10 protein-coding genes are annotated in these 12195 nt (G+C 50.4%); 6 read left to right on the top strand and 4 right to left on the bottom strand.

Annotated elements, in window-relative coordinates; translation table 11 throughout:
- The first annotated feature begins 364 nt into the window (after window positions 1–364).
- From AC3ITF_RS19480 to AC3ITF_RS19470, 3 genes are read left to right on the top strand one after another with little or no spacing between them, the layout of a single operon-like run.
- On the top strand, window positions 365–1678 hold the full coding sequence (locus AC3ITF_RS19480) for a metallophosphoesterase family protein (RefSeq protein ID WP_489175949.1): 1314 nt from the start codon (window positions 365–367) through the stop codon (window positions 1676–1678).
- Window position 1679: 1 nt separating this feature from the next.
- Window positions 1680–3476, top strand: a complete 1797-nt coding sequence (locus AC3ITF_RS19475) for an ORC-CDC6 family AAA ATPase (protein ID WP_489175948.1) — start codon at window positions 1680–1682, stop codon at window positions 3474–3476.
- Window positions 3466–4419 carry a hypothetical protein gene (locus AC3ITF_RS19470; protein WP_489175947.1) on the top strand — a complete coding sequence of 318 codons (954 nt, stop codon included), beginning with the start codon at window positions 3466–3468 and terminating at the stop codon, window positions 4417–4419. The genes AC3ITF_RS19475 and AC3ITF_RS19470 overlap by 11 nt, the downstream gene beginning before the upstream one ends.
- Window positions 4420–4853: 434 nt before the next feature.
- Here the strand turns inward: AC3ITF_RS19470 and AC3ITF_RS19465 are convergent, their stop codons facing one another.
- Genes AC3ITF_RS19465 through AC3ITF_RS19450 form a run of 4 tightly spaced genes read right to left on the bottom strand, consistent with a single transcriptional unit; the run spans window position 4854 to window position 8389 of the window.
- On the bottom strand, window positions 4854–6110 hold the full coding sequence (locus AC3ITF_RS19465; RefSeq protein ID WP_489175946.1) for an FAD-dependent oxidoreductase: 1257 nt from the start codon (window positions 6108–6110) through the stop codon (window positions 4854–4856).
- Complete coding sequence (locus AC3ITF_RS19460) at window positions 6097–6351, bottom strand: (2Fe-2S)-binding protein (RefSeq protein WP_181618553.1); 255 nt, start codon at window positions 6349–6351, stop codon at window positions 6097–6099. Before AC3ITF_RS19460 ends, AC3ITF_RS19465 begins: the two co-directional genes overlap by 14 nt.
- Entirely contained in the window at window positions 6348–7451 is a 1104-nt protein-coding gene (locus AC3ITF_RS19455; protein ID WP_489175945.1) for an NAD(P)/FAD-dependent oxidoreductase, read from the bottom strand. Before AC3ITF_RS19455 ends, AC3ITF_RS19460 begins: the two co-directional genes overlap by 4 nt.
- Window positions 7448–8389: a 4-hydroxyproline epimerase gene (locus tag AC3ITF_RS19450; protein WP_135912640.1), complete on the bottom strand. Its 942-nt coding sequence runs from the start codon at window positions 8387–8389 to the stop codon at window positions 7448–7450. Before AC3ITF_RS19450 ends, AC3ITF_RS19455 begins: the two co-directional genes overlap by 4 nt.
- Before the next feature lie 308 nt (window positions 8390–8697).
- Between AC3ITF_RS19450 and AC3ITF_RS19445 the strand changes: the two genes are divergently transcribed.
- The 3 genes from AC3ITF_RS19445 (at window position 8698) to AC3ITF_RS19435 (ending at window position 12194) form a co-directional block, all read left to right on the top strand.
- Window positions 8698–9513 (top strand): AraC family transcriptional regulator, encoded by an 816-nt coding sequence (locus AC3ITF_RS19445; RefSeq protein ID WP_146717640.1) that lies wholly within the window; start codon window positions 8698–8700, stop codon window positions 9511–9513.
- 138 nt (window positions 9514–9651) lie between these two features.
- Complete coding sequence (locus tag AC3ITF_RS19440; protein ID WP_135912639.1) at window positions 9652–10572, top strand: dihydrodipicolinate synthase family protein; 921 nt, start codon at window positions 9652–9654, stop codon at window positions 10570–10572.
- Between the two features lie 14 nt (window positions 10573–10586).
- The gene (locus tag AC3ITF_RS19435; protein ID WP_489176459.1) at window positions 10587–12194 is read left to right on the top strand and encodes an aldehyde dehydrogenase (NADP(+)); all 1608 of its coding nucleotides are present in this window, start codon (window positions 10587–10589) and stop codon (window positions 12192–12194) included.
- The last annotated feature ends 1 nt before the right edge of the window (window position 12195 follow it).

The raw sequence follows: 12195 nt of genomic DNA, 5'->3' as shown, positions 1-12195 counted from the left end.
GATATGTTTCATCGCAATAGCTTTTTGGACTGACCCCACGCCCGTAGACAAATTCTGTCCTCACGACGAGGCCTGTTCGAAGGCCTCCGGACTGACGCCGCCGAGGCGACTGTGGCGCCGTGTCCGGTTTTTGTTGACCATTACATACATCACCACTCTAATGCGCCCAAGAGTCCGGATCTACACCCTAGGTTCAAAGGGGGACAAACTGAGGAGTAGGACGCCTGCTTTGGCGTGTAGTTAATCCGAGTTCTTCGTTTCATGGCAACGCCCCCCTTGATTAAGGATAGCGTTGCATCGACCCGTTGAACTCACAGCGGTCTATGGACATTTATCTCTGGGAGGAAGTGAAAGGCCACTAAAAATGATTTATCCTTTAAAACTGGATACTTACCCAACTGTGATATCATACAACAGTATTAGTATACCTATAGGTATCTGGCATATGAAAATAATAATCATTAGTGATTTACATGTTGGTGACGCAGCTGTTTCAACTGAGTTTGCAGTAGGGAGCTCTAACAACGCTGTAAAAAATCAGTTTCTAAATGAATTAAGACATCTTGCTAAACAAGAGGATATACGAGCTGACTATCTTGTTGTCGCGGGTGACATCACTAACAGAGCAACCAGAGAAGAATTTGAACTTGCATCTACACGCTTGAAAGAAATAGCGATGATTGTGGGAGTAGAGCAAGAAAAAGTCTTTTTTGTTCCAGGGAACCACGATGGTAACTGGATTGAGGAAGAACTCTCAATGTCCTCAAAAGAAAACATTAATATAACAATTGAACGCAAATATAGCAACTTACGCTTCAATGACTTTTTTAAACAATGTTTAGACCGAGCTCATTTTGGCTGTTATTACAATGAACCATATTTTGCTATTTGGAGTGATGAGAACCTCAATATAATTGGTGTGAACAGTTCGGTTTATGACCACTATGATAGAAAACCTCATCATGGCATTATTCGCAAACAGGATCTAACAGAACTGGATAGAAAGCTTCAAGAACTGAAGATTGCATATAGCGAGAAGATTAATCTGCTAGTTGTACATCACCATCCAATCCAGCAGCCTGATTTACCTTTTGATGCCGCTGACCATAGCATCTTACAAAATGCAGCTATCCTGATGGATATTGCGTCTAAGCATAACATTAATTTTATCGTACATGGACATAAACATATACCTAGGCTTGCACAGTATTCTGATGACTATCAGCACCCTATTAATATACTTTGTGCTGGCAGTTTCTCTGCGCGTTTAGATGATAGATGGTTCCAAGGGGTACCGAATACTATCCATCAAATTGAAGTTGATAAAATTTGTGATGTAAACAAAACACCTTTAGGGAAGGTAGTGACTTGGTCACACAACACAGGGCATGGGTGGACAAAAGATGAGTCCATTAACGGAATACCGCATAAAGAATTTTTTGGTAATCGCATGTTACCTATTGAACTAAAAAATCAGCTAAAAAAATCTATTGAGAGTTTTTTCGAGACGCAGACACATGTAAAGTGGAGTGAACTATCTAATCATTATGCTGATATAATATATACTTCGAGAAAGCTACTTGAAAAAACCATTGTAGATTTATCGGATGAGATTGGCTTTACAATATTTAAAACTCCAGGACAAGATGAGTTGTTCATTTTGCTGAAGGGAAAATAACATGCATAACTTATTTGGGTTTAATAATATATTTGAACACTCTAATGCTAGATACTTCACTTCAGACCAACTAGCTGAAGAGTTTGTTTGGACTCCAGCATTTGAATCTCTAATATCTAACAAAAATCATATAATACTAGGTTCTCGAGGTTCGGGTAAGACTGCTTTGATTAAAATGCTTTCTCATGAATGTCTTACTAAATTAAATGATGAAAAAGCAAGAAAAATAATAGAGCAACGTTCATTTATTGCGACGTATATTCCATTGAAAGTTGAATGGGTAAACTCTATTGGTGATATTGATGATAATAACCAGCTTTTTAAGTGGAGTTTGAACCTATCTTCATGCGCAAGGTTTCTAGATACCATACGAAGCTGCCTTCATTCGTATGTTGAGGATGAAATAGATAGGATTATCAAAGAAAAGTCCATTTGTAATAAAATATCAGAATTATGGTTATCTAAGAAGTTAAATACAATTACCGATATTTATGACGAGTTAGAGATTACCGAATACAAAAAAAATATTATATTTAACAAGATGAAATTAGGCCTTGGATTAAGTGATGATGATCTTATGGTTGGGCTTAACTTTAATACCGATCTATTCAAACCTTTAATAATGGCACTATCCACGGTAAGGAAAGAAATAGGACTTTCTAATTCATCTACATTCTGTGTCTGTATTGATGAGGCTGAGTTCTTAACTAAAGATCATCATAGGATTTTGAACACGCATATGAGATCATATAATGAAATCGTATTCAAAATAACAACAATGCCATACCGGCACTACACTCTGGAAACTGTTACTGGCACTCCGTTAAACATGGGGCACGACTTTGATTATTTAAATATTGATAAGCAAGGCCTCCATGGTAGTTCAAATAATAACTCTCATGATTTCTTTGAAAATTTCGCAGATAAACTTTTTAGAAAGAGAATAAACAATTCATCTATTATAAATAAAGATATCACACTTGAGATTCTTTTGGGTAATTCAATATTAGTTGACTCTCCTAAAGATGTACTCCCTGATGATAAACTTATGGAGAAGGTGAGAGAGTATTGTGATTCCAGTACGATCAAAAGAGCGGAGAGGTTATTGGAACAAGACTATTCTCTTTTTGAAAGCTCAGTATCAAGGAAATTGAGAGGGACTCTGATATTAAAAGATTCCTTTCAGCGTTATAAAGGAAATGCTTCGCCATTTATATTTTCCGGGTATTCACTGATAGTAAGGTGTTCTGATGGAAACCCCCGTCGACTATTACGGTTATTCAATTATCTTTTTTCAAAGAATATTGAGTCTTGTACTGAACTTAAGCCTCTATCAGACAAGGAACAAGGTGCGAAACTAAAAGAGTTTTCATACTCAGAGCTAGATGGTTTAAACCTAGAGGTGGACGGAAAGAAAGCTTTCGATTTGTTTACAACAATTGGTAGGTTTTTAAAAGACAAACTTCATACAGACAAAATAAATACAGATACATACAACTCATTCTCATTCGATGTTGAAGATGATAACGTATGGAAATATATAGAAACAGCTGTAGATCTAGGTTTAATTTACCCAGATTTTAGAGGGTTGGACAACGATAACAAAATGCCAAATAGAAAAGGCAGATTTTCTTTGGCCTTTTGTCTGTCACCTCATTTTTACTTAATGCCAAGAAAAGGAAACTCAATCAAATTATCTGTGATAATGAACAACTCTTCTTATAGCCGATTTAAAGCTATAAATAAAAACAATGATGATGGGCAATATAGTCTAGACTGGGAGGGGGATGATGAATAAATTACATGTAGATGACTTATCAATAGGTGAGCTAAGTCAATCAAAATATGATATAGCATTATTTTCTTGTGGATACGAAGAACGCTGTATTGATGTAGCTACACGATTGAATAAGGATAATATCGACAATGTGATTGTTTTAGCTTTTGACCAACATAAAGAAGATACAGTTCGTATCGATAGTTTGAGTTATTTTTCAAAAAGCTGGACTGGCTTCAAATTGCTAGAGATTTCACAAAGAGAAATTTCTGAAATACAAAAAGCACTAAGTGAAATAATTAACAAAGTTAATGTTAGGGAATTAAAAATACTAATTGACTACACTTCGATGTCTCGAGCTTGGTATGCAGCAATTTTAAACTACCTAGTCAATTTTTGTGAATTAAAAGTAACAGTAGATTTGATATACGCAACTGCAGTGTATAAAAATTTAGATCTCAACGTTGAACTAGGTGAGTTACGCATAATTCCGGGATGTGAAGGTATTTCATTAACCAAAAGACATAATGCAGCAATATTTATGTTGGGATTTGATAGATATGGTCCTCAACGTTTGTACAACTTATTAAACCCAAACAGATGCTTTGGTATCATGGCTGCACCAGCTGCAAGCTATGACTATGAAAACACTTGTTTAGAAAAAAACAAAGACTTTATTTTACACTGCCTTGGTGGTGAAGATAAACTCATAAAGTTGCCAATCAATAGTATTGCTACATGTTATGATAATATGTCACAAATGCTCTCCCCTCTTAGGTCTGAATATAACGTCTCCATTATTCCATTTGGGCCAAAGCCACATATTTTAGCGGCGATATTATGTAGTTTTAATTATCCTAATGTTACCTGCCTATACTCTGAATATATTCGAAATGAAACTACGAAAGTTGAATCCTCCGGTGATTTTGTAATATCTCGCTTGCATGTCAAAAAATATGAATAACTTATTTATTCACTATATTTCTAGATGGTTTAGTTTGGGTGTAAGATGTTCTAAGTATCTCACCCAAGCGGGCACATGTTCTGACCTAACGATCAATAGCGTTCGTGATATCAGCTTCTGGCACGGAACGGACACGTTAACTGAGCTGAAAGTCCGCTGTGAGCGAAAGGCGGGTCGAGTGATATCTCAGTCAGCTAAGGATTCACTATCATGGATGACCGCCTTGCTAGATATCCAGTAATTATAATCTACATGTTACTGCAGATAACGAGTATTTTTTGTAACGACAGCGTATCATCCGCCTTCTGTCAGTGTCTGTGCCTGGCCGGTGAATCAGTTGCCTGATCCTACCCAGCATTAGTGCACAGGCAGTACTGCGCAAAGCCTTTATCGCGCTCGGCATCGCCATAATGCAAAGCGCGGGAACAAATAAATCAGCTCTCTGGTTTTGCGAGATGGATAAGCGTGTCGACTCGCGCGGGGGAGAGCGGTTCGCGCGGTTGCGGTAGCGGCCAGCCGTACAGCCAGCGGGCGCTGGTGGCGCAGACTTTTCCCTGACAGGCACCCATTCCACAGCGTGAGGCGAGCTTAGCCGCCTGCCAGCTTTCGGCATTTTGTACATCTCCACAGCGAATATCTTCACAGCGACACAGCAACGTATCCGCGGTGATCGCGGCTTTGAGCGACTCCGGCAGCGCAAACGTCGCATGCAGTGCCTGGGCAAAACGCTGCCAGCGCGCGCGCGCGGCTATGGCGGCTTGGGCCTTTTGTGGACAATCTGCTGCGACGTAGCCGGCAATTTCTCCCTCGGCTAACGCCAGCTCGCTGCCGCCAAAACCTGTGCATTCCCCTGCCGCATAGATATTTTGCACACTGGTGCGTTGCTCTGCATCGACCCAAATCGCCTGATTTTCTGTTTTGCAGCCAAAGATTGCGCCGGGTTCAATATTCGGTACCAGTCCGTAGCCGATAGCCAGCCTGTCGCAGACGATCTCCCGGGTTTTTCCCTGGTAGCGTACGGTCACTGACTGAAGACAGGAATCCCCCTGCGCATGGATGACCTGGCTTGCCGGGTGATAGCGGGCCGGAAAGAGCTCGCCCAACTGGTGCAATTTTTCCGGCCAACGCCAGAGCCCTGTCGCGAAACGGGCCAGTGCGGTCATCGGTGCCTGTTCGATGATGGCCACAATATTCCCGCCAGCGCGTTTCACCGTACTGGCGACCGCCAGCAGAAGTGGACCGCTGCCGGCAATGACCACGCGCTCCCCCTTGAGCTGCAGGCCGTGCTTTATCTGGGCCTGCAGGCCTCCGGCACCCGTCACGCCGGGTAGCGTCCAGCCGGGAAAAGGCAGCGAGAGTTCTCTGGCACCGCAGCATAAAATCAGTCGCTGCCAGCGGATTTCGCCGCAGTCGTCTGCGGTTTCGAAGACAACGGAATGTGGGGCGGGACGGGCAATGAGCCGGGCACCGTTCAGCAGCGTAACGCGGGGGTGTTCCGCCACCGCCTGACGAAGCTGCCGGGCGTGCTTGGGTAGCGAAACCTGCGGCCCGTCGCGCCAGATTTGCCCGCCGGGGCGCGGGTTGTCATCGAGGATCACCACCGATTTTCCACAACGTGCGGCAGCCAGTGCCGCCGACAATCCGGCTGGCCCTGCGCCAAGGATCAGGATCTCACAGTCAACGTTTTGCATGATGGCTCCTTTCAATCACCATTTCGGGCTGGCATTCCGTCTGACAGGCCAGCACCCGGCGCCCGTTCACCGTGATGCGGCACTCCTGACACACACCCATTCCGCAGAAGGGCGCGCGCAGTTTGCCGCTGACCGAACGGCGGATCACGCCATTGCCCACCAGGGCCAGTGCTGCCGCAATACTTATTCCGACGGGAACCTCACAGGTCTGGCCGTCGATTATCACGTTCAGAGTTGTCATGCGATGGCCTCCTGCTTGTGCAGGCGTGCGGGGAGCCAGGCATCCGGAGATATCGCCGGGCGTTCACCCAGGATCTGGGCGCAGAGTAACTCGGCGGTTGCCGGTGCGGTCGTGACGCCCAGACCTTCATGCCCCAGCGCCAGCCAGATACCCGGACGTGTGGGGTGTGGGCCAATCAGCGGGTTGCCGTCAGCGGATGCTGCCCGAAAACCGCTCCAGCAGCGGATGATATTAAGCGTCTCCAGAGACGGTAAAAAATGGCGTGCTCGCGCCAGCATCTGTGCCAGCAAGGGGAGATCAACCTCGCGGTCGGTGTTATCGAACTGGCGGGAGGAGCCAATCAGCAACTGTCCGGTGGGGCGCGGCTGAATGTTAAATGCCACAGAGGTGCCGCCTGCATGGGCGCTGGCACCGTATCCCAACTCTACCAGTTGGTGGCTGAGCAAGGGGCCGTAACGGTCGGTGATCGCCAACTGGCCTTTTTTTGCCCTGAGCCAGTGTTCATCCAACAGCGTGTTGGCCCCCAGACCATTGGCGATGACGATGGCGCGTGCGCGCAGTCGTTTGCCGCTGTTTAGGGTGACGTAGGGGGCATCAACAGAGAGGGCGCTATCACGAAGATGGGTTAAATCGGCATCGTCAATAAACCAGCGGGCGACGTTTGGGGCGTAAACTATCCCGTCGTCGGGGACCCACAGCCCGCCGGTGAGCCCGGCGGTGAGCAGCGGTTCGCGTGCGGCAAGCTGATCGCGGGTCTGCATTTCGCTGACAACCTGGTATTGTGCCATCCGTTGTTTCTTTTCTTCTGCCAGCGCAAGCTCTTGCGGCGTTTCTGCCAGCCACAGCGTGCCGCATCCGCGCCAGGCGCAGCTTTCCGGCATCCGGGGCGTCAGTTTACGCCAGCTCGCCAGAGACCTGGCGGAGAGGGCGAGCTCCGCAGGATCGTCATCCATGCACACCAGGTGGCCCATGCCTGCCGCCGTCGCGCCCGGGTTGCCGTCATCGACCAGCGTGACGCGCTGCCCGCGAGCGGCCAACTGCCAGGCGCAGGCGGCGCCGATAATCCCGGCACCGATGACAATAACGTCACTTTCGGTCACAGCACGATCCCCCAGCAGAACGGATCGTCAGGATTGAGGATCAGCCGGTTATCACCGCAGACCCATGCTTCTCCGCGGATCGTCGGGACGATCTTGTCGCCATGCGGCACGAAATGCGCCGTAAATTCACTGCCGATGATGCTTGCCTGCCGCCAGGACTCTCCGGATTTGAGTTTACCGTCCTCTGCCAGGCAGGCCAGCTTGGCGCTGGTGCCGGTGCCGCAGGGGGAGCGATCCCAGGCTTTACCTGGACAGAGTACAAAGTTGCGGCTGTCCGCGTGATCATCCTCAGCAAACAGTTCGATATGATCGATAATGCCCTCATGTTCGCCACGGATGCCTGCACGATCTAACCCTTCACGGATTGCCCATGCGTATGCCGTCAATTCAGGGATCTTGTCCGGCGTGACCGCGAACGGATGATCGTTGACGAGGAAGAACCAGTTGCCGCCCCAGGCGATGTCACCCGTTACCGTACCGTGAACGGTTTCAACTTGTACCTGCTTACGCCAGCGGTATGCCGGAACGTTTTCGACCGAGACACTGCCATCTTCGTGCAGCGTGGCGGTTACATCGCCCACCGGCGTTTCAATCAGATGTTTACCGGGTTGAATGCGGCCAAGCCATGCCAGCGAGGCAATAAGCCCGATGGTGCCGTGGCCGCACATATTCAGAAAGCCGCAGTTGTTAAAGAAGATGACCCCCGCCGTGGCCTGTGGCGAAACAGGTTCACAGAGCAATGCGCCGACCAGGACGTCGTTACCGCGTGGCTCTAGAATAATGGCTTTACGCCAGTCGTCGTAGTCGCGGGAAAAACGCGCCCGACGCTCGGCCATGTTCCCCGTTCCCAGATCCGGAAAACCGTCGATGACCAGGCGAGTGGGTTCACCGCCGGTGTGGGAATCAATCACTCTCAGTTCACTGTACTGCGCTGTCATAGGATCTCCGGAAGGTTAATACTTTGTTGCTAAATGCTGACGCAAGCCTTGCGTTCCTGCTTGATCGCTTTCGTCACGCCAAATGACGAAATCAGCATAATGGCCGGCATCATTGTTATGGCTTTGTCATATTTATTTTTTATTAATCATTTGGTTAGTGGTGTGGTAAACCAAAAAAGGCAACCGCGCCAGTGGTTGGAAAAGGGGAAATTATAAACCTACGGCAGGATCGCAAAACGCGGTAAGGACACTTGCTCAGTTAACAAAAAGTTAATAAATATTCAGGTCACTAATCGGGAGGAAGCATGATGTCCTGTGTGATTGATGATGTGCGGGCCCCGTCGCCGGTGCTGGAAGTGGCTGAACTTAGCCAGATATGTGAAGGGCTGGCGCGCCAGCGTCCGGACAATATCCAGACGTTGCTCCATGCGATGGCATTGATTGCGCCACTGCTTAATGCCATTCCGAATGTGGTTTTTTTTATCAAAGATGTGCAGGCCCGCTATTTGATGGTCAATATGACCCTGGCACGTCGCTGCGGGTTTAAGACCGTGGTCTCTCTGCTGGGCAAAACCTCTGCCGATGTTTTCCCTTCGGCGCTTGGGCTGGGCTATACCGAGCAGGATATGCGGGTGCTGCGCGAAGGGGTAACGCTGCGCGATCAGCTGGAAATGCATCTCTACAACGGTCGTGAACGTGGCTGGTGTTTGACCCAGAAGCTGGCGTTGCGGGATACGCAGGGCCAGGTCATCGGTATGGCAGGAATTTCACACGATCTGCAGGAAGCGCAGGCGCGTCACCCGGCGTGGCAGCGGCTGGCGATCGTCGATGATCATATCCGCAACCATTACCACCGGCCCATTGCGATGGAAGAGCTAACCGCCCTGAGTGGCATGTCGGTCGCGCAAATTGAACGCTACTGCAAGCGTATTTTTCATCTCACACCGCGCCAGATGATCCACAAAGTTCGACTGGAAAAAGCCACCGAACTGCTGGCGGGCGATACGCCGATTACTGATATTGCGTTGCAGTGTGGTTATACCGATCACAGCGCGTTTAGCCGCCAGTTTAAGGCGATGACGGGCTCTACACCGCGTGATTTCCGCCTCACGCTCGCCGGGTAAAACACGCTCACTGTGCTAATTTCGTCATCAAAGAGGAAGAAAACCACCAAGCAGTCGGTCGCCTGAAACGTCAATCTGTCAGTGAATATTCACCATTCATTCACTTTAAATTAACAAATTGACGACAAGGAACCGAACATGAGCAAGAAAGCCATTCACTGGAGCGGTGTATTCCCGGCAGTCAGCACCCAGTTTCGCAGCGATTATTCCCTGGATTTGGATGCCACCCACACGGTGATGAAAAACCTGGTCAAGGATGGTGTTTCTGGCCTGGTGGTGTGCGGCAGCGTGGGGGAGAACACCTCTCTGACCACGCAGGAAAAGCTGCAGATCATCGAAGTGGCGAAAGACGCTGCGGGCGGTCAGATCCCGGTCATTGCGGGGGTGGCCGAATTCACCACCGCGTTTGCACAAAAGATGGCGAAAGAGGCTGAGCACGTAGGCGTTGACGGCATTATGGTGATGCCTGCGCTGGTGTATTCCTCAAAACCACATGAAACGGCGGCCCACTTCCGCAGTGTGGCTATGGCTACCGACCTGCCGATCATGGTGTACAACAACCCGCCGATTTACAAAAACGACGTGACGCCGGACATTCTGGCCACGCTCGCCGACTGCGACAACATCGTCTGCTTCAAAGACTCCTCCGGTGATACCCGCCGTTTTATCGACCTGCGTAATTCCGTTGGCGACCGCTTTGTGCTGTTCGCCGGGCTGGATGATGTGGTGGTAGAGAGCATCGCCGTTGGGGCAGAAGGTTGGATCTCCGGGATGTCAAACGCCTTCCCGCGTGAAGGAGAGACATTGTTCCGCCTGGCAAAACAGCAGCGTTATGAGGAAGCGATGGCGCTCTACCGCTGGTTTATGCCGCTGCTGCATCTGGATGCGCGTCCGGATCTGGTGCAGTGCATCAAGCTCTGTGAAGAATTGCTGGGGCGCGGTAGCGCCATTACCCGCCCACCGCGTCTGGCGCTGGAAGGGGATACCCGTGCGCAAGTGGTGGCGATTGTTGAGAAGGCGCTGGCGACCCGACCACAGCTGCCGGATGTCGGCCTTTAAGTAAAGGAGCGATGATGACATTACCTCTCTCTGTATCGGGGCAGCAGTTTATTGCCGGTCGCCGGGTGGCAAGCGGTGAGGCGACATTGCCGAGCCTGCGCGCCGCTGATGGCGAACTGACTGGATACCATTTTTACCCGGCCTCCCGCGAGGAGGCCGCCGCCGCCGCGGTGGCGGCTGAGCAGGCATTCCCGGTCTATTCACAGACATCGCCCGATGTGCGTGCCCACTTTCTCGACACGCTTGCCAACGAACTGGATCTGCTCGGTGAGGACTTTTTCGCGATTGCCCATCAGGAGACGGCGCTGCCGCTGCCACGGTTACAGGGAGAGCGCTCGCGTACCAGCAATCAGCTGCGTCTGTTTGCCGGGGTGCTACGTCGGGGCGATGCATTTGGCGTACGCATTGATACCGCGCTCCCTGAGCGTCAGCCTCTGTCGCGCCCGGACCTGCGTCAGTATCTGACCGCGCTTGGCCCGGTGGCGGTGTTCGGTGCCAGCAATTTCCCGCTGGCCTTCTCTACGGCGGGGGGCGATACCGCCTCCGCGCTGGCGGCCGGTTGCCCGGTGGTGGTGAAAGCCCATCCTGGGCATATGGCGACGGCGGAGTTGACTGCCCAGGCGATAGTGCGTGCGGTCGCGGCCTCTGGCCTGCCTGCGGGTGTTTTTAACATGATTTTCGGCACCGATATTGGCGCGGAGCTGGTTCGCCATCCGGCGATTCAGGCGGTGGGGTTTACCGGTTCGCTGCGCGGTGGCAAGGCGCTCTGGCAACTGGCGCAGCAGCGTCCACAGCCGATCCCCGTCTTTGCGGAAATGTCTGCCATTAACCCGCTGATTATTCTGCCGCAGGCCGTCGCTGCCCGGGCAGAAACGCTGGCACATGAGCTGGTGTCCTCTTTCACCCTGGGATGTGGCCAGTTTTGTACCAAGCCGGGGCTGATCCTTGCCTTGCGCGGCGAGGGTATTTCCCGCTTCATCCAGGCACTGAAAGACGCGGTGGGCCAGGTGCCGGCACAAGTCATGCTGAATGCCCCGACGCTTGCCCATTACGAAGAAGGGGTCAGCGCGTTTGAGGCGCATCCGAATATTCAGCGTCTGGCAGGATCGGACGAAGGGGTTATCGGTCGCGCGCAGGCCCGGCTGTATCAGGCACCTGCTTCGCTGCTGCTGGCACAGGATCCACTTCTGCAGCATGAGGTGTTTGGCCCGCTGGCGGTGTTGGTCGAGGTGGCTGATGAGGGGGAATTGCAGTCCATTCTGCGCGCCATTCCGGGCCAGCTGACGGTAACGGTTCACGCTGAATCTGATGATGGGCCGCTGGCGCAACGCCTGCTGCCCGCCCTCAGTGAAAAAGCGGGACGCGTTGTGTTCAACGGTTATCCGACAGGTGTCGAGGTCTGTGATGCCATGGTGCACGGCGGCCCGTGGCCTGCCACTACCGACGCTCGTGGTACCTCGGTAGGAACCCAATCTATCGATCGTTTTTTACGTCCGGTATGCCTGCAAAATGTGCCTGCCGCGCTGCTTCCGCCTGCTGTCCAGGATGACAACCCTCTGAACCTGCTGCGCCTGATTAACGGGCAGTGGACCCGGGAAGCCATTTCCCCCTCTGTTGACTGAA

This window comes from Citrobacter sp. KH_055_1, from assembly GCF_057838705.1.
The sequence above is the reverse complement of the archived record's forward strand: the minus strand, read 5'-3'. Positions and strand labels throughout refer to the sequence as shown.